Here is an 18551-nt window from a genome sequence, read left to right as displayed (position 1 = left end):
TGGCGAGGGTTGTCTGTTTTTTGCCGCTGCAGTGGCACTGTGCGTGACAGCCCTGGGCGCTTGTGGCAGACATAATCATGGATCAATCAAGGGGGCAGCGTGGGGTGCACTGCCTGGTTTTTTCAACCGATCATTGTGAAGGAAGATCCATGGCTGGTGCCCTGAGTGGATTGCGCGTTTTGGACTTGACCAGTGTGTTGATGGGGCCTTACGCCACCCAACTCATGGCCGACATGGGCGCCGATGTGGTGAAAATCGAGCCACCCACAGGCGACACGGTGCGCGGCATTGGACCCATGCGCAACCCCGGCATGGGCTCGGGTTTCATGCATGTCAACCGAAACAAACGCAGCGTGGTGCTGGACCTGAAAAAGCCCGAGGGCCTGGCGGCGTTTTTTAAACTGGCGGAAACCGCCGATGTGGTGGTCTACAACATTCGGCCGCAGGCCATGCAGCGCTTGGGCATCGATCATGAGCGCCTCAAGGCCATCAACCCGCGCATCATTTATGCCGGGCTCTATGGGTACAGCGAAAAAGGCCCCTACGCGGGCAAACCGGCCTACGACGACTTGATTCAAGGCGTGGCTGCAGTGCCCAGTTTGATGAGCCGCGCCAGTGGTGGTGCACCGCGTTATGTGCCGCTGACCTTGGCCGATCGCACTGTGGGACTGATGGCCTGCAACGCCATTTTGGCGGCGGTGCTGTCCCGTTACCAAACGGGCTTGGGGCAGGCGGTGGAGGTGCCCATGTTTGAAACCATGGCGCAGTATGTGTTGGGCGAGCACATGGCGGGTGCCACTTTCGAGCCACCGCTGGGGCCGACCGGCTACGCCCGACTGCTGGTGCAAGAGCGCAGGCCTTATCCCACCACGGACGGCCATTTGTGCGTGTTGATTTACACCGACCGCCATTGGCAAAAATTTCTGGAACTTCTGGGCCAGGGCCATTTGTTCACGCAAGATCCGCGCTTTGGCAGCATTGGGGTCAGGACCCGGCACATCAACGACCTGTACCGCATGGTGGCCGATGCCATGGCCACGCAAAGCACCGCACACTGGATGGCGCTGCTCGATCAGGCCGATATCCCGTGCATGCCCATGCACGATGTCGAGAGTTTGTTGCAGGACCCGCATTTGCGGGCGGTGGGCATGCTGCAGGAAGTGGACCACCCCAGTGAGGGGCGGGTGCATGAGATTGGAGTGCCCGTGAGTTTTTCTGGTACGCCTGGATTGCGCGTGCAAAAACCAGCCCCACGTCTGGGCCAGCACAGCGCCGAGGTGCTGCGTGAGGCGGGTCTGAGCGAAGAGGCGGTGCAAGCGCTGTTGGCGATGGGACCCGCCCCTTTGTAGGAGCCCTGCCCTCGGGGCGATTCTTGGCGGTTTGCGGAGCTTATCGCGACGAGGGCGTCGCTCCTACAGGGGAATGCCCTGCATTTTGTAGGAGCCCCGCCCTCGGGGCGATGGGTGGTGGTCTGCGAGGCTTATCGCGACGGGGGCGTCGCTCCTACAGGGGAATGCCCTGCATTTTGTAAGAGCCCGCCCTCGGGGCGATGGGTGGTGGTCTGCGGGGCTGATCGCGACGGGGGCGTCGCTCCTACTGGGGAATGCCCTGCATTTTGTAGGAGCCCCGCCCTCGGGGCGATGGGTGGTGGTCTGCGAGGCTTTTCGCGACGGGGGCGTCGCTCCTACGGGGGAATGCCCTGTATTTGGCTGGCCCCGAGGGTCACTCGGCTTTGGCGCCCGAGTCTTTCACGGCCTTGGCCCAACGCGGCATTTCGGTGCGCAGGTGGGCCGCGTATTCGGCGGGCGTGCCGCCCAGAATTTCAGCGCCTTGTGCGGCCAAGCGGGCGCGTAAATCGGGGTGGGCCAGCGCCTTGTTCACTTCGGTGTTGAGCTTTTGAATGATGTCGGCCGGGGTGCCGGTGGGCACCACGATGCCTTGCCAGGCGGCGGCATCAAAACCGGGCATGCCCGATTCAGCCAGCGTGGGCAGGTCCGGCAAGAGGCTGGAGCGCTTGATGCTGGTCACCGCCAGACCGCGCAGGCGGTTGTCACGCACATAAGGCAAGACCGTGTTGATGGTGTCGATCATGAATTGCGTTTGGCCCGCAGCCAGATCCACCAAGCCCGGGGCGCTGCCTTTGTAGGGGATGTGCTGGGTCAACACGCCGGTTTGGGTGGACATCATGGCGCTGGCCAAATGCGTGATGGTGCCGGTGCCGGATGAGCTGTAGTTCAGTGCACCGGGGCGCGATTTGGCCAGGTCCAGAAACTCCTTGACGCTGCGCGCTGGAAGTTGCGGGTTAACCACCAGCACCATGGGCACGCTGGCCGTCAGGGCCACGGGCGCAAAGTCTTTCAGGGTGTCGTAGTTCACTTTGCCGTACAAGGCTGGGCCAATCACGATGGCCGATGTGTTGTAGAAAATCGTGTAGCCATCGGGTGTGGCTCTGGCGGCCAGTTCGGCCGCCAGGTTGCCACCCGCGCCGGGCTTGTTGTCGACGATGACTTGTTGACCCAGTTGTTCAGACAGGCGTTGTGCCAGCACCCTTGAGACCAGGTCGGTGGGGCCGCCGGGCGGGAAAGCGATGATCATGCGCACGGGCTTGTTGGGCCAGCTTTGGGCCCAGATGCTGCTGGCCATGAAGGCCAGCAAGAGGCCGGTCAAGATACGACGTTGGATGGACATGAACACACTCCTTATGAATTGAATTGGTCGAGCACTTGGCCGGGCCCGTGTGAATGGTCCACATAGTCTTGGCCGTCGTGCACTTTCACACCATTGACCCAGACGCCGTGCACGCCTGTGGCCTCGCGCACCATGCGCGTGCCGCCGCCAGGCAAGTCCTGGCGCGGCAAGGGTTTGGAGATGCCCACGCTGGCCGGGTCGAACAGCAACAGGTCGGCGGGCAGGCCCACTTGCAAACGGCCTCGGTCGGGAATGCGAAAGCGGTCAGCGGGCTCGCTGGTCAGGCGGCGCACGCCTTCGGCCAGGCTGAAGTGTCCGGTGTCGCGCACCCAGTGCGCCAGAAAATACAGGCCAAAGCCCGCGTCGCACATGTAGGTGAGGTGGGCACCGGCATCTGACAGCGTGATGACGCTGGCGGTGTGCTTGAGCGAAGGGGCCACACCGTCGTCGTTGTTGTTGAAAAACTTGCCCACAAAATGTGTGCCCAGGTTTTCAGACAAGGCCAGGTCAAAGAACACGTCGACCGGGTCCAGGCCGCGCTGATCGGCCAGGGCCTGAATGCTCACGCCTTCGAGTGCCTGGTTTTCCGAATGCACAGTGGCACCCACTTCGATGTGTCGCCAGTTGCCCAGAAACAAAATGCCCGCCTTGGGCTGGCGCAGGTTCTGGCGAAAGGCTTCGCGGAATTCGGGCGATCGGTACAGCGCTGGCAATTGATCTGGCGTCGCGGTCTTCACCGCATCAAAGGCCGAGTGGCTGAGCAGCACATAGGGGTCGGTCAAGGTGAAGTCAAACGACAGCGGCTGGCAGCTGGTCAGCACATACAGCTCGTTGCCGCGCGCCAGGGCTTGGGCGCAGCGCTCGTAATAGGTGGCCCCCAAGCCGGGGTTGCCTTCGTTGTACATGGTCAGTACCGTAGAGATGTAGCCGGGCCGTCCCGTGTCTTGAACGATGGACTCCATCACGTCGGGGCTGGCGCGGGTGCCGGTGGCCATCATGAACACGCCCTTGTTTTTTTCGCCCAGCACACCGGCCAAAGCCCGAAGCTCATTTTCGGAGGCGATGGTGGACGGCATGGGGATGCCGCCGAAACCACTGTGGTTGGGCGAAAACGAAGACGCAAACCCAATGGCACCGTGGTCCATGGCATCGCGCACCAAGGCTTGCATGGTCTGCAGTTGATCCTCTGTGGGATCGACCCGGGCAGAGCCGTCTGCACCCATCACGGCGGTGCGGATGACCGAGTGGCCTGCGAACACGGCGGTGTTGACGTAAGGGCCGATGCGGCGCAGCTGGTCCATGTATTGGCCAAAGGACTCAAACTGCCAGTCCACACCGGTGAGCAAGGATTGCAAGTCCATGCCTTCGACCACCGACAAGTTTTTCAGCATGGTCTCGCGCAGCGGCGCAGGGCAGGGCGCGATGCCAAAACCGCAATTGCCAATCACCGCCGTGGTCACGCCCAGTGCGGGAGAAGGCGACATGGTGCGGTCCCAGGTGACCTGCGCGTCGTAGTGGGTGTGCAGGTCCACGATGCCGGGCATCAGCGCCAAGCCTTGGGCATCGACGGTTTCCTGTGCCGGACCTTCGACGGTGCCGATGTGGGTGATGCGGCCTTGTGAGACGGCGACATCGGCTTGCACCGGGGGCGCACCGGAGCCGTCATAAACCTGAGCGTTGCGGATGATCAAATCGTGCATCTGTCAAAAACCTTGCTGCAGTGAAAGCCAGACGTGTGGGGGATGCCCAACGTTTTGGGGACTATAGGCAGTTGCTCGCCTGAGCCTGTCGCGCAGTGGATATCAGGGTTTTCCAGACGCAAGGCATGTTCGCTGTAGGAGCGACGCCCCCGTCGCGAAAAGCCTCGCAGACCACCACCCATCGCCCCGAGGGCGGGGCTCCCACAAAATGAAGGGGCCCTCAAAAAAAGCTGGGCCTTCCCCTGTAGGAGTGACGCCCCCGTCGCGAAAAGCCTCACAGACCACCACCCATCGCCCCGATGGCGGAGCTCCCACAAAATGCAAAGCCCCAAAATGGCGGCCCCAAAAAAATGCAGGGCTTTCAAACCCCAAACGCCGTTAAATCCCGCTGGGTCGTTTCAAAGCTGTTGCACGGTCGGTGCTGAGCAAATCCACATCGCGGCTTTGGCCATCGCTGCGCACCGTGAGGGTCAAGGGGCTGCCTGCAGGCCCTAAGGCCCGCAGGCGGCGATAAAAGTCGGGCAAGTCCTGCAGCGTTTGGCCTTGCAGGGCCAGCAAGGTGTCGCCCACTGCAATGCCCGCCAGCGCTGCGGGACTGCCTGGCGAGACGCGCAAAACGGCCAAGCCGCCGCTGGGCAGGCGCTGGCTGGTGATGCCCAGCCAGGGCGTGCCGGGGCCGGGACGCTTGCCGCTGCGCAGCAAGTCGGGCAGAGGGTCTTTGAGCAGGTTCACCGGCACAAACAAATTGCCCGGCAGCGGCACTTGGTCGCCGTAGACGTCTTGCACCAACAAAGAGCCAATGCCCACCAGTCGGCCCTGATCATCAAACAGACCGGAACCACTCCAGTTGTTCACTGCTGGCATCGTCATCAAAGGCGCTTCCAGCAAATATTCCCAGCCGCCCGCAAAGAACTTTCTGGAGACCAGTTCCAGGGCCGTCGGGGCGGTTTCGTTTTGACCCAGGGTCCAGAGCTTGCCGGGGGTGGGCAGGCTGTCCGAGTCGCCCAGCGGCACCGATTCCAGGCGCAGTGGCACCAAGGCGCGGATCAGGCCCAGACCACTGAGGTTGTCCACCGCCCGCACTTGCCCTGGAATGCGGCGGCCCTGGTGGTCGATCAGGTCCACGCTTTCGGCTTCGAGCAGCAGATAGCCGATGGTCAGCACCAGGTCGGGGCCGATCACCACGCCCGAGCCTTCGCGGCGCTGACCCAGGGTGCGGCTGGTGTTGGCCTGCGCATGGCTTCGGCTTTGCACCGTGACCACCGACTGCAGCACCCGCTGCAGTGGCTCGGGCGGCAAGGCTTGGTGGGTGTGATCGGTATTGTTTTGTGACGAAGCCGTCTGCCTGGCAGCTTGCGCCCAGGCCAAGCTGCAAGACAACAGGCAGGCACACAAAGCCATGACAAACGGGTGGCGCATGGTCATCCCCTTGAAAAAAGGTGCGCTCAAGCAGCGCCACCTGATTGTGGGCTGTGCCCCTTAACCCCATGCCCTGGGAGCCTACTGTTGATCTTGCCCAATGATGTTGGCACGAAGCTTAAGCAGGGCTTTCCCTTGTAGGAGCGACGCCCCCGCCGCGAAAAGCCTCGCAGACCACGACCCATCGCCTCAAGGGCGGGGCTCCCACAAAATGAAGGGGCTCTCACAAAAACAGGGCCTTCCCTTGTAGGAGCGACGCCCTCGTCGCGAAAAGCCTCGCAGACCACTAGCCATCGTCCCGAGGGCGGGGCACCCACAAAATGAAGGGGCGCTCACAAAAGCGGGGCCTTCCCTTGTAGGAGCGACGCCCTCGTCGCGAAAAGCCTCGCAGACCACCACCCATCGCCCCGAGGGCGGGGCTCCCACAAAATGAAGGGGCGCTCACAAAAGCAGGGCCTTCCCTTGTAGGAGCGGCACCCTCGTCGCAAAAAGCCTCGCAGACCACCACCCATCGCCCCGAGGGCGGGGCACCCACAAAATGAAGGGGCGCTCACAAAAGCAGGGCCTTCCCTTGTAGGAGCGGCGCCCCCGCCGCGAAAAGCCTCGCAGACCACTACCCATCGTCCCGAGGGCGGGGCTCCCACAAAATGAAGGGGCCCTCACAAAAGCAGGGCCTTCTACAAAAGCAATGACTCCCACAGTCAGTGCTGAGCAAAGCGCAGTCTGCGGCCTCAGGCCGGAAAGCGTTCGCGCAGTTTGAGCTTGTAGAACTTGCCCGTGGAGGTTCGGGGCACGGCGTCGATGAACTCGTAGCGGTCGGGCACTTGCCATTTGGCAAAGCCGTGCTGCAGCAAGTGCGCGGCAAAGTCTCCGGGCCGTGGTGCTTTGCCAGGTTTGAGCACGATGCAAGCCAGCGGCCGCTCGCTCCACTTGGGGTCGGGGATGGCAATGACGGCCGCTTCAGCCACGTCGGGGTGGGCCATCAGGGCGTTTTCCAGATCGACCGAGCTGATCCACTCGCCGCCCGACTTGATCAGGTCTTTGGTGCGGTCGGTGATGCGCACAAAACCCAAGGCGTCCAGGCTGGCCACATCGCCCGTGCGCAGCCAACCGTCGGCGCTGAACTTGTCTTCGCTCACGGGCACCTGGTGGTAGCTGCCGGTGATGAAGGGTCCGCGCACCTGGATTTCGCCCACATGCTGGCCGTCCCAAGGCGCATCGAGTCCGTCTTCGCCCCGGATGCGCAATTCGGTCAAGGGCACGGGCACGCCCGCCATGGCAGCGCGGCGGTAACGCTCGTCCATGGGCGCATCTTTCAGCTCCGACTTAGGGTAAGACACGGTGCACAAAGGCGAGGTTTCGGTCATGCCCCACCCTTGCAAAATCCAGATGCCGTGCCGGTCAAAGGCGCGAATCAGCGCCTCGGGCACGGCCGCACCACCCACCAATGAGCGCATGCCAGCGGGCAGTTTCCAGCGGTCCGGTTGGGTAGTTTGTGCGGCCTCAAAAGCCTGGATCAGGCCCATCCAGATGGTGGGCACGCCCAGCGAGAGTGTGGGGGGCTCGGCCGTCATCAGGTCCAACAGGTCTTCCGGGTGCAGGTGCGGGCCGGGAAACACGAGCTTGACGCCCATCATCACCGCGCCATACGGAATGCCCCAGCTGTTGGCGTGGAACATGGGCGTGACGGGCAAGATGACGTCGCTGCCTTTCAAGCCCCAAAAGTCTCCCAAGCAGCCCACCAGCGTGTGCAAGATGGTGGAGCGGTGCGAGTACACCACGCCTTTGGGGCGGCCCGTGGTGCCCGAGGTGTAGCACATGGACACAGCATCGTCTTCGGCGTGCGGGGCGTATTGAAAAGCCTGTGTGTCGGTGCTGGCGAGCAACTGCTCGTAATCGGTGAAGGGTGCGGGCACCGCTGCCCCGGAAAACGGGAACACGATCACGCGCTCGAAACGGTAGAGGTGCGCAAACTGCTGGTACAGCGGCAGCAACACGTCGTCGATGATCAGCACCTTGTCTTGCGCGTCGTTGGCGATCCAAGCGATCTCTTCGGGCGACAGGCGCAGGTTGAGGGTGTGCATCACGCCGCCCGCGGCCGGGATGCCGAAATAGCACTCCAGGTGCGCATGGTGGTTCCAGCACAGCGTGGCCACGCGTTCACCCTTTTGCAAGCCCAGGTTTTGCAGGGCTTGTGCCAACTGGCGCGTGCGTTGGTAAAACGCGCCGTAGCTGTGCCGCACCAGCGACTTGTCGGGCAGGCGCGAGACGATCTCGTTGCGGGCAAACAAAGTGCCCGCCCGTTCGAGCAAGTGGTTCAGCGACAAGGGCATCTGCATCATGGTGCTGCAGATGGTGGCCTGGGCGGGGGATGCAGAAGAAGGTGAGGTCATGACGGGCTGGGGTTGAACTTGTCTGCCCAAATCATGCGGCCCACAGTACACAGTGCAGGCTAGGGAAAACCCAAGGCCCGTGTCACTTGTTGGTCCGGCACGCTGAAGTTTGCATGAACGCTTTTTGGGAGGAGCGATGCCCCCGTCGCGAAAAGCCTCGCAGACCAACAAGAATTGCCCCGAGGGCGGGGCTCCTACAAAATGCAGTGCATTCCTTGTAGGTGCGACGCCCCCGTCGCGATCACCCTCGCAAACCACCAAGAATCGCCCCGAGGGCGGGGCTCCCACAAAATGCAGGGCATCCCCTTGTAGGAGCGACGCCCTCGTCGCGATCACCGTCGCAGACCACCAACAATCGCCCCGAGGGCGGGGCTCCCACAAAATGCAGGGCATCCCCTTGTAGGAGCGACGCCCTCGTCGCGATCACCCTCGCAGACCACCAAGAATCGCCCCGAGGGCGGGGCTCCCACAAAATGCAGGGCATCCCCTGTAGGAGCGACGCCCTCGTCGCGATCACCGTCACAGACCACCAAGAATCGCCGCTAGGGCGGGGCTCCTACATTGTTCACATGGCTGGTCGCTGTGCCCAAGACAAGCCTTCACTTCAGACTTCATTAGGCGGGATCCACTGTTCAACTCACTTGGGCAGGTCGCGTGCGCCGCTTTCAGGTCGGTACATCTTGAACAGCTGCTCGGGGCCGATGCTGAAGTAATCGGCTGGGCCGCCCCCGCGCAGGATGTGCCCGGCGTTGGCCGTGTCGTAGACCCCGTTGGCAATCAGGCGCTCGTCGATGTGCACCCCAATCACCTGGCCAAACACCATCCATGTGTCCACTTTTTCGCCCTGCAGGTTTTGCATTTGCAAAATTTGGGTGCAGCGGCATTCAAAGCTGACCGGGCTCTCGGCCACCCGGGGCACGCTCAGCAAGCGGGATGGGGCGGGGGTCAGACCGGCCAGGGCAAATTCGTCCACCTCGGGGGGCACGCCCTCGCAGGTCTGGTTCATGGCTTCGGCCAGGGGGCGCGTGACCAAGTTCCACACAAATTCGCCATTGGCTTCAATGTTATTGAGCGAGTCCTTGCGCCCGATGCTGGAAAAACCAATCAGCGGGGGCACGTAGTTGAAGGCATTGAAAAAACTGTAGGGGGCCAAATTGAGCACGCCGCTGTCGCTGCGGCTGGACACCCAGCCAATGGGGCGGGGACCCACGATGGCGTTGAAGGGGTCGTGCTTGAGGCCGTGGCCCAGGTGGGGTTCGTAAAAATGAGTCATCGGCAAACTATAAGCAAGCCATTCAAGCAGCACTGTCTTGCGCCGGACAAGGCCCCAAGAAGCGTGGCGGCAAGGGTCAAGCTGAAAGGGTAAAGTTCTGAGCGCCCAGTTTGACTGAACAAACCCGGTGATGTTGACATGAGCGCTTTCTGGTGGAACCGGTGTCTTCACCACGATGGCGCTTGCATACCATCCCACAAAATGCAGGGCATTGCCCCTGTAGGAGCGACGCCCTCGTCGCGAAAAGCCTCGCAGACCACCAAGAATCGCCCCGAGGGCGGGGGTCCTACATTCATCACAGAGCTTATCGCTGTGCCCAAAACCAGTCTTTCACTTCATACTAGTCAGAGCCGAATCCAAAGCCCCTTGGCCTGCCGCCCTCTTGGGGTCGACAAGCTTTTAGGCCCAAGCTCAGCTGCGCTTGGGCGTCTCCAGGCCGCCGGTGTAAAACCGGTTGTAGGTGGGCGAGATGACGAGTTCGTTGATGCAGGTTCGGGCGGGCATTTGGGCCAGGAACAAGATGGCCTGCCCCATGTCTTCGGCTTGCACCATGAGATCGCGCTGCGCTTGTGACGGGGGCACGGGGCGTTTGTCCAGTATGGGGGTGGCCACCTCGCCGGGCAGCAGCGAACTGGCCCGGATGCCGTGGGTGCACTCTTCCATGTTGATGGATTCGGTCAGGGCCAAAACCGCGCGTTTGGTGGCGTTGTAGGCTGGCCCCGTGAGTTTGGAAGCGTACAAGCCCGCCCACGACGACACGTTGATGATCAAGCCCCCTTGCTGCTGGCGCATGGCGGGCAGGACCGCGTGCACGCAATAAAAAAGGCCCGACAAATTGATGGCCACCACATCGTCCCAAGCCTCAGGCGTGACGACGTCGAAATTGCGCTGCGTGGCATTGGTGCCCGCGCTGGTCACCAAGATGTCGATGCGACCATGCCGGGCCAGAATGTCTTGCGCCGCTGCCTTGACCGCATGCTTGTCGGCCACGTCGAGCAAAATCGCCTCGGCACTGCCCAAGGCTTGCAGCGTGGCCAAAGCGCTGGCGTTGGTGCTGGCCGTGCGGCCAGAAATCACCACATGGGCCCCGGCCTTGACGAGTGCGATGGCCCCCGCCAAACCAATGCCGCTGCCCCCGCCGGTGATCCAGGCAATCTGGCCTTGGAGTGAAGAGGTCATGGAGGGCTCCTGTGTGGGGGGTTGAGGGTGCAGGCTTTCAAAGCGGCCTGTTGAGGGTGGGTCGAATTTAAGCAGTCTTGTGCTGCTGGCCTGCTGCTCAGGTGACAGGCGGGTCCACATCGCCCCAGGGTGTGCCTCTTGCGCGGGGAACGTTGGGGCAAGACCCAAGGTGTAGCCCTTATTGCCCGTGGTCCGGCCTGGCGACTGCGTCGTGGTGGAAACCCGCGACGCTTTTGAGGGCCATCAAGACCGAGCAAGACCTGCCGTCTCGTGTGTTGACCATGCCCTTTGTCAACCCGCAAAACGGCCCCATCATGGTCGAAGGGGCAGAAAAAGGCGATGTCATCGCGGTGCACATCAAGTCCATCCGCCCACGCGGCCCCAACCCCCGAGGCACCTGCTGCATGATTCCGCAATTTGGCGCGCTCAGCGGCACCTCCTTGACCGCTTTGTTGTCCGATTCATTGCCCGAAATTGTCCGCAAAATCGATGTCGATGAAGACGGTGTTTACTGGAGCAAACGCGTCACCTTGCCCTACAAACCGCACATTGGCACCTTGAGTTGCTCGCCCGAGATCGACTCCATCAACACCCTCACGCCCGATGCCCATGGCGGCAACATGGACCTGCCCGACATGGGGCCGGGCAGCATCACTTATTTGCCGGTGCAAACGGCAGGCGGCAGGCTTTTTATTGGCGATGCCCATGCTTGTCAGGGCGATGGTGAGGTATGTGGCACGGCCGTGGAGTTTGCCAGCACCACCACCATCGAGGTGGACCTGATCAAGGGCTGGCAAATCGACTGGCCCCGGCTGGAAAACGAAGCCGTCATCATGGCCATTGGCAGTGCACGCCCACTTGAAGACGCCACCCGCATCGCTTACCGCGAGTTGGTGTTGTGGATGGAGGCTGAATATGGCTACGACCGCTGGGATGCCTACATGATGCTCAGCCAATGCGGCCAAGTTCGGTTGGGCAATTTTGTCGATCCCAAATACACCGTGGGTGCGGCCATCACCAAAAAATACCTCGCGCCTGAGGGCGTTTGAGCGCCATCAAAACAGCGCCTTGCACTGCCAATTTTTTCAACTGAAAGGGGAACCCCATGGATTTAGGACTCAAAGGCCGCACCGCATTGATCACGGGCGGCACCAAAGGCATTGGCCAAGCCATTGCACAAACCTTGGCCGCCGATGGTGCGCATGTGGCCATTTGTGCCCGCAATGCAGCCGAGGTTGAGCAAAGCGTTCAAGAGTTGGCCCGCCATGGCGTCAAGGCCTTTGGCCGCGCAGTGGATGTGGGCGATGGTGCGGCTTTGCAAGCCTGGGTGACCGATGCGGCGGCCGCTTTGGGCGGCATCGACATTGTGGTGGCCAACGTCAGTGCCCTGGCCATCAGCAACGATGAAAACGGTTGGCAACAAGGCTTTCAGGTGGACATGATGGGCACCGTGCGCTTGGTCAATGCCGCCATGCCTTTTTTGGAGCAAAGCAGCCACGCCTCCATCGTCACCATCTCCAGTGTTTCAGGCCGTGAGATCGATTTTGCGGCGGGCCCTTACGGCGCGTTCAAGGCGGCCATCGTGCACTACACCCAAGGCCTGGCTTACCACTTGGCGGGCAAGCACATCCGCGCCAACAGCGTATCGCCCGGGAACACCTATTTCGCGGGAGGCGTGTGGAACCAGATCGAGGTGGGCAACCCAGAGCTGTACAAACAAGCCTTGGCCATGAACCCGACAGGCCGCATGGCCACGCCCCAAGAAATCGCCAACGCTGTGGCTTTCCTGGCCAGCCCGGCGGCCAGCTTTGTGACGGGCACCAACTTGGTGGTGGACGGTGCCTTGACCAAAGGCGTTCAGTTGTGAAGGCGGGCTTGTGCCGCTGGGCGGCCTAAGACTTGCAGACCTGCACAACACGGCCCTTGACTGAGGGCCTGCAAGTTCTGGCCTACAAGGGCAAGCGTTTTCAGTGACGCCCTTCGTTTTGGTTGTAGCGCATGATGCGCCCGTGTCGGCCTTCTTTGTCGCGCTCGATGTCGTAGCAGTCACCTGCAGGCCCGGTGCGCCTTGCCAGCAAGGGCGCTAAAAGGGCGTGGTCCTGCGCATCCAATCGCAAGGCTTCAATGCGTTGCGTGGCTGGCAGGTGGCGCGTGGAGGTGAAGCCCATGATGGCGCTGCCCACTTGGGGGCGGTCAATCACCCAGCGCGTGGCCACATCACCCAGGCCCACGCCATGGCGCACAGCGATGGCCTGCAAGGCTTGCAGCAGTTCCTGAAACAGGTCCCAGCCGCCAAAATCTTCGATGATCAGTTTGTACTTGGTGTGTGAACGGTTGGCCAGAGGCTCGGTGGGCTCGGCTTGGCTCAGCCAGGTTTCGCTCAGCAGGCCGCCAGCCAAGGTGCCGTAGCACAGCAGTTGCACACCGCGCTTTTGGCACAGCGCGACCAGGCCTTGGTCGGGGCGGCTGTCCAGCAAGGAGTACTGCACCTGCGTGCTGATCAAAGGAATGCCCGCGTCCAGAATTTCCCGGGTCAGGGCGGTGTTGAAGTTGGTCAGTCCCAGGTGCGCGATTTTGCCTTCGCGGCGCAGATCGCTCAGGATGCCCAAGGCTTCGACATAGCCCGGTTGGGCCAGGTTCCACCAGTGAAACTGCACCAGGTCCAGCTGATCCACGCCCAGACGTTCCAGCGAGCGGTCGATGATCCCGGTGAGGTAGGCGCGGTCGCAAGACGTCAGCCGGTCGTAGTCGGGCACACATTTGGTGTGCACCTGAAGCTGGGTTGCCAGCGCAGGGTGTTCACGCCGAAACTGGCCAATCAAGGCTTCCACGCCGATGTAGTGGTCAGCGCAGTCAAAGGTGGTGAGCCCGGCCTCTACGAAGGCGGCCATGTCTTGCACGGCTTGCGCCTGATTGACCTCACCGTGTCCGCCCGCCAGGTGCCAGCAGCCTTTGATCAGTCGGGACGCACGGTAATTCGGTGCCAGCTCGGTGGTGGAAATGCTCATGGTTTTTTTTGGGGGTCTTGTGGAGATGTGGCCAAAGGCTCTGCAGTGACGGCCGCATGGTTGAACGACCGAGTGCCGCAGCGCTTGATGACAAAGCGGGCCTTGCAATTCGGATCGGGGCAGGCCACGCGGGCGTCGGTGCTCATCCAGTCGTTGGGGTGGCAGGGGCGCTGCTTGGCGGGCAAGATGGGCAGCAACGCCGCCAGGGTGTAGATAGACCAGCTTTGCCCCGGCGGAAAATGCAGCTGCTCGCCATGCAGCTCGAAGTGGTCGCCGGCTTTGGCCTTGCACCAGCAAGGACCATCGCCTTCCCACTCCACCCGCAGGTCGAACAATTCAAATGAGTCGTTGCCTGCGGGCTGGCTCATTTGCTCACGCCCAACTCGCGCGACACGCTGGTGATGAGGCCACGGTATTCGTCCAGCGCTTGTTTGGCGGCAGGCGATTTCTTGCCAGCCTCTGCCAGCCATTCGTCCTGCACAAAAGCCAGCTTGGTGCGCAGCTCTTGCAGCAGAGGGCCTTGCACGGGTGTCACCTTGACCCCGGCAGCGGCCAGTTGGCGGTCGGCGTCGTCTTCCTTGGCCTGCCAGACGGTGGCAAAGCGGCGCACCATGGCTTCACCCGAGAGCTTTTCGATCGCAGCGCGGTCGCGCGCCTCCAAAGCTGCCCACTTGGCGGCGTTCACCACCACGAACTGGCTGGAGTGCGCAAAGCCGCCCGGCACATAAGATGCCGTGGGCATGTGCTGGGTCATCTTGAAGGCCACCACGGTCTCTTTTTGCTGGAACATGCCCTGGATCACGCCCCGCGAGATTTGTTCGTAGGCTTCAGACAGCGGCGAGGAGATGGGCGTCATGCCCAGCGAACGGGTGATTTTTTCGACCGTGGTGCCGGGCACGCGGATCTTGATGCCACTGACCGCGTTCATGGAGGTCAAGGCATTGGCCTTGGTGAACAGCTGGTAAGAGCCATTGGTCCACAGGCCGAGTAAGACGGTGCCTTCGTGTTCGTTGGCTTGTGCAAAGTGTTTTTGGTAGGTGCGCCAGTAAGCCAGCGAGTTGACCACCGCGTGGTCGGTGGTAAAGGGCAGCTCGCCCATTTCGGTGAACTTGAAACGGTTGGGCGTGTAGGCATGCACGCTGAAGGCGATGTCGGCCACGCCGTTTTTGACCAAGTCAAAGTGAGCTGGCGGCGCACCCAGTGCGGGCAGCACCTGGATCTTGACGCGGCCCTCGGTGGCCTTTTCGACATCGGCCGCCCAAGGCTGGATCATTTCGGTGACCACATGGTGGGTCGGTGGCAGCCAGTTGGAAAAGCGCCAGACGGTTTGGGCTTGCGCTGCCAGGGCAAGGCTGCCCAGTGCAGTGATGAGCAAGGACTGGCGCAGAAAACGAGGGGTGACCATGGGAAAGCTCCTTGGGTTGAGGGTGATGGAGGGGACGAAGGATTTTGGGAAAAAATCAGGTGATGGAGGGCAGCCACAGCGCAATGGCGGGCACGGTGAGCAAGATGCCCAAACGGATCACGTCTGCCGCCACAAAGGCGCTGGCACCGCGAAACACCACATTCAGCGGGACCGATGGAATCTGGCTGGCGAGCATGTACACGTTCATGCCCACGGGTGGGGTGATCAGGGCCACTTCGATGAGGGTGACGATCAGCACACCGAACCAGATCGGGTCAATGCCGTAGCTCACCACCAAGGGGAACACAATGGGCAGCGTCAGCAACAGCATGGACATGCTTTCCAAAAAGCAGCCCAGTACCAGGTACATGGCACAAATGATGAGCAGAAACTGCATGGCCGACAGGTCCATGCCCTGAAACACGCCGCCCAACCAGGGCGTGAAGCCCGAGATGGTGATGTACTTGGACAAGACCAGGGCCCCGATCAGAATGAAAAACAAGCTGGTGGTGGTGACGGCGGTCTCGCGCAGCACCTGGGCCAGCAGTTTGCGCGTCAGTCGCCCGCGTGCAATCACCATCGCAAAGGCGCCTGCAGCGCCGATGCCCGCTGCTTCGGTCGGGGTGAACCAGCCGCCATAAAGCCCACCAATCACCAAGCCGAACAACAGGACCACGCTGCCAATGCCGCGCAAGGAATGCAAGCGTTCTGTCCAGGTGCTGCGCTCGCCTGCCGGACCCGATTCAGGGTGCCGCCATGTGTACACCATGACCGCGCCCACATACAACAAGGCCCCCAGCAGGCCGGGCAGCACACCGGCGATGAACAGCTTGCCGATGTCGGTCTGGGTCATGATGCCGTAGACCATGAGGGCCACACTGGGCGGAATCATGATGCCCAAAGTCCCGGCCGATGCGATGCAACCCGTGGCCAGCGCATCGCTGTAGCCGTAGCGTTTCATCTCCGGGTAGGCCACCCGCGTCATGGCGGCCGATGTGGCCAAGCTGCTGCCACAAATGGCCGCAAAACCCGCGCAGGCCAGGACGGTGGCAATCGCCAGGCCGCCACGCAAATGCCCTACAAAACGGTAGGTGGCGCGGTACAGCTCGCGCGAGATGTCTGCTTCGTTGATCAGGTTGCCCATCAGGATGAACAAAGGCACCACCGTGAGCGAATAGTTGTTGACGGTGCTGAAGGCCGTTTCACCCACCATGAACAAGGTAGGGCTCCAACCCAGGACACTCAGGCACCCGACCACGCCCGTGACCAGCATGGTCACGGCAATGGGCACTTCCAAGGCAATCAGGCCCAGCATCACGGCCATGGCGATCAAGGTGGCGCTCATGACGATTCCCCCACACTGCGCTTGGACCACAAGGCCATCACCGCAGAAAGCGCCATGCTCACCGCCCCAAATCCGGCCACCCACGACAGGGGCACTTCGATGTAGGGCGCCCGGTCACCTGCTGCGCCGACCCGCAGCATGTACTGAAACAGGGCCCAGGCCAAATAAGCCAAGGCCACGCAGGACAAGATTTTGCGCAGTTCACGCAGCACGCGCTCCAAGCCTTTTGGCGCACTTCGCCACATTTGCAAAATACCAGCGCGCACATGTTCGTCTTGCGCGGTCACCAGGGGCAAGGTGGCATACACCAGCAAGCCCATGAGCAAGGCCGTTAACTCGTAAGCCCCGGTGATGGGGCGGCCTGCGATGCGCAAAACCACATCCAGAAAGGCCACAGCGGCCATGGCCGCGAGCACCCATGAAGCCACATGGACAAACCACAAAGCAGGTCGCGGTGCTGCTGCGGGCAGGGGTTCGGATGGGTCTGATTTCATGCGTTCACCATAATGTGATCACATAATACGGCACACCTCATGAACAAAGCAAGCGTGGATATACTGCCCCATGGCCCGACCCCGACGTGATGCCCCCAGCCCAGAATCCCTGCGATCCCCGATGCCGGTGTTGCGTCCGGTCTCGCGCGACTCGGTGCAGGACCGCATTTATGCCGAACTGTCAGACGCCTTGATTTGTGGTCGTTTGCAGGGCGGGCAAACCCTTCAGATCAGGGACTTGGCCGAGGCCTTTCACACCAGTGTGATGCCGGTGCGCGAGGCTTTGCGGCGCTTGGTGGCCGAGGGGGCTTTGGAGTCCGCCACGCAGCGCCCCGTGCGCGTGCCACACCTGTCGGTTCAGCGGCTGGACGATATCCACCAGGCCCGGCTTTTGGTGGAAGGGCACGCGGCCGAAATGGCGGCCGTGCGTGCGGATGATCATTTGTTGGCCGCACTGGAAGTGGCCGATGCCGAGTTTTCACGCGCGCTGCAAACGGGGGATGTGGAGGCTGAATTGCAGGCCAATCGGCGCTTTCATTTCACCTTGTATGAGGCGGCTCAGTCACCCACCTTGCTGTCCATGATTCGCAGTTTGTGGTTGCAAAGCGGTCCTTATGTGCGGGTGGCCGTGGCCCATCACAAGCCAGAGCACGGCGCTCCACGGACTTTGCACCACCATGGCCTGATGCAGGCCTTGGCGCAGCGCGATGCAAAAGCCGCTCGCCGCGAATTGGAGGCGGACCTCGATTGGGCTTGGCGACTGATGCAGGACAAAGTGGGCACGCCTGTCGAGGGTTCTGGGAGCGTTTGAAGTGCAAAAAAAAGCCCACCTTGTGGGTGGGCTTTTTTGTCAATGGATGACTCTGTATTTTTAACCTAAGGTGCCTGCATCTGCCATGAGGCAGCTGCCTGTGATGAATGACGCTTCTGATGACGCCAACCAAAGTATGGGGTATGCAATTTCGAGAGGGTCAGCCCAGCGCTTCAGCAAATTTTGTTCGTAACGCTGGTGGTCGATTTCAATGCCAGATTTTCGCGCCTCTGCAGCACGCTTGATGTGAAAGGGCGTAAGGGTGGCACCAGGACAAATGGCGTTCACACGAACTTGATGCTGTGCTTCTTCATAGGCCAAGGTTTTGGTCAATGAAACAATGCCAGCTTTGGTCACATCGTATTGACCCATGCCGACCCTGGGATGGAATGCATGTGTTGAAGACACATTCACAATGCAGCCAGTTTTACTTTTTCGCAAACTGGGTAATGCCTCCCTTGCCATGTACACATAACTGAGCAAATTGACCGCAAGGATTTGATTCCAAACATCAGCCGTTGAGTCCGCCAGTGGCTCATATGAGCGCATGCCTGCGTTGTTGACCAAAATGTCCAACTGGCCCCACTTTTCGATGACAAGCGAGACAACTTCCGCTGCAGACGCCTCATTGGCAAGATTGACAGGGATACAAATGACTTCGGCGCCAGGGATGGCTTCTTGAAGCGATTTGGAAACTTCATTCAAGGGGGAATCTGGCAAATCGACCAGTACCACTTTGGCCCCATGCTCACAAAAAAGTTTGGCGGTGGCCGCGCCAATACCGCCAGCGCCCCCAGTCACAATGGCTACTTGATTGGCAAGTCTTTTCATATGGA

Annotated in this window: 15 protein-coding genes and 1 pseudogene; 4 read left to right on the top strand and 12 right to left on the bottom strand. The window is 61.3% G+C overall.

Annotated features, from left to right (window positions below):
* The first annotated feature begins 149 nt into the window (after positions 1 to 149).
* Positions 150 to 1349: a CaiB/BaiF CoA-transferase family protein gene (locus B9Z48_RS17005; RefSeq protein ID WP_089953752.1), complete on the top strand. Its 1200-nt coding sequence runs from the start codon at positions 150 to 152 to the stop codon at positions 1347 to 1349.
* 373 nt (positions 1350 to 1722) lie between these two features.
* On the opposite strand, the gene B9Z48_RS17000 is transcribed toward B9Z48_RS17005, so the two are convergent.
* The 6 genes from B9Z48_RS17000 to B9Z48_RS16975 all read right to left on the bottom strand — a co-directional run bounded on the left by B9Z48_RS17000 (position 1723) and on the right by B9Z48_RS16975 (position 10652).
* Positions 1723 to 2688 (bottom strand): tripartite tricarboxylate transporter substrate binding protein, encoded by a 966-nt coding sequence (locus B9Z48_RS17000; RefSeq protein WP_089953750.1) that lies wholly within the window; start codon positions 2686 to 2688, stop codon positions 1723 to 1725.
* 11 nt (positions 2689 to 2699) lie between these two features.
* Positions 2700 to 4388, bottom strand: a complete 1689-nt coding sequence (locus B9Z48_RS16995; RefSeq protein WP_108379980.1) for an amidohydrolase family protein — start codon at positions 4386 to 4388, stop codon at positions 2700 to 2702.
* 378 nt (positions 4389 to 4766) lie between these two features.
* Complete coding sequence (locus tag B9Z48_RS16990; RefSeq protein WP_158273303.1) at positions 4767 to 5807, bottom strand: S1C family serine protease; 1041 nt, start codon at positions 5805 to 5807, stop codon at positions 4767 to 4769.
* Positions 5808 to 6538: 731 nt separating this feature from the next.
* Positions 6539 to 8200, bottom strand: a complete 1662-nt coding sequence (locus tag B9Z48_RS16985) for a long-chain fatty acid--CoA ligase (RefSeq protein ID WP_089963408.1) — start codon at positions 8198 to 8200, stop codon at positions 6539 to 6541.
* A 637-nt stretch (positions 8201 to 8837) separates the two neighbouring features.
* Positions 8838 to 9473, bottom strand: a complete 636-nt coding sequence (locus B9Z48_RS16980) for a flavin reductase family protein (RefSeq protein WP_089963409.1) — start codon at positions 9471 to 9473, stop codon at positions 8838 to 8840.
* Between the two features lie 411 nt (positions 9474 to 9884).
* Positions 9885 to 10652 carry an SDR family oxidoreductase gene (locus tag B9Z48_RS16975; RefSeq protein WP_089963411.1) on the bottom strand — a complete coding sequence of 256 codons (768 nt, stop codon included), beginning with the start codon at positions 10650 to 10652 and terminating at the stop codon, positions 9885 to 9887.
* Between the two features lie 175 nt (positions 10653 to 10827).
* Here B9Z48_RS16975 and B9Z48_RS16970 point away from each other — a divergent pair.
* Positions 10828 to 11701: pseudogene (locus B9Z48_RS16970) on the top strand (acetamidase/formamidase family protein); the annotation flags it as partial.
* 56 nt (positions 11702 to 11757) lie between these two features.
* Complete coding sequence (locus B9Z48_RS16965; RefSeq protein WP_108379976.1) at positions 11758 to 12519, top strand: SDR family NAD(P)-dependent oxidoreductase; 762 nt, start codon at positions 11758 to 11760, stop codon at positions 12517 to 12519.
* A gap of 100 nt (positions 12520 to 12619) precedes the next feature.
* Here the strand turns inward: B9Z48_RS16965 and B9Z48_RS16960 are convergent, their stop codons facing one another.
* From B9Z48_RS16960 to B9Z48_RS16940, 5 genes are read right to left on the bottom strand one after another with little or no spacing between them, the layout of a single operon-like run.
* Positions 12620 to 13660, bottom strand: a complete 1041-nt coding sequence (locus B9Z48_RS16960; RefSeq protein ID WP_108379974.1) for an aldo/keto reductase — start codon at positions 13658 to 13660, stop codon at positions 12620 to 12622.
* Positions 13657 to 14028, bottom strand: coding sequence for a TIGR04076 family protein (locus tag B9Z48_RS16955; RefSeq protein ID WP_108379972.1), 372 nt, complete (start codon positions 14026 to 14028; stop codon positions 13657 to 13659). The genes B9Z48_RS16960 and B9Z48_RS16955 overlap by 4 nt, the downstream gene beginning before the upstream one ends.
* Positions 14025 to 15065 (bottom strand): TRAP transporter substrate-binding protein, encoded by a 1041-nt coding sequence (locus B9Z48_RS16950; protein ID WP_089963422.1) that lies wholly within the window; start codon positions 15063 to 15065, stop codon positions 14025 to 14027. The genes B9Z48_RS16955 and B9Z48_RS16950 overlap by 4 nt, the downstream gene beginning before the upstream one ends.
* Positions 15066 to 15120: 55 nt before the next feature.
* On the bottom strand, positions 15121 to 16410 hold the full coding sequence (locus B9Z48_RS16945; RefSeq protein ID WP_108379970.1) for a TRAP transporter large permease: 1290 nt from the start codon (positions 16408 to 16410) through the stop codon (positions 15121 to 15123).
* Positions 16407 to 16904, bottom strand: coding sequence for a TRAP transporter small permease (locus B9Z48_RS16940; protein WP_089963427.1), 498 nt, complete (start codon positions 16902 to 16904; stop codon positions 16407 to 16409). Before B9Z48_RS16940 ends, B9Z48_RS16945 begins: the two co-directional genes overlap by 4 nt.
* Before the next feature lie 70 nt (positions 16905 to 16974).
* Between B9Z48_RS16940 and B9Z48_RS16935 the strand changes: the two genes are divergently transcribed.
* Positions 16975 to 17715 carry a GntR family transcriptional regulator gene (locus B9Z48_RS16935; protein ID WP_089963428.1) on the top strand — a complete coding sequence of 247 codons (741 nt, stop codon included), beginning with the start codon at positions 16975 to 16977 and terminating at the stop codon, positions 17713 to 17715.
* A gap of 60 nt (positions 17716 to 17775) precedes the next feature.
* Here B9Z48_RS16935 and B9Z48_RS16930 read toward each other — a convergent pair whose 3' ends face one another.
* Entirely contained in the window at positions 17776 to 18546 is a 771-nt protein-coding gene (locus tag B9Z48_RS16930) for an SDR family NAD(P)-dependent oxidoreductase (RefSeq protein WP_108379968.1), read from the bottom strand.
* Positions 18547 to 18551: the final 5 nt, after the last annotated feature.

Source organism: Limnohabitans sp. WS1 (assembly GCF_003063265.1).
In the GTDB taxonomy this organism is placed as follows: Bacteria; Pseudomonadota; Gammaproteobacteria; order Burkholderiales; family Burkholderiaceae_C; genus Limnohabitans_A.
Note: the sequence above shows the minus strand (reverse complement) of the source record. Positions and strands in the feature narration are given on the sequence as shown.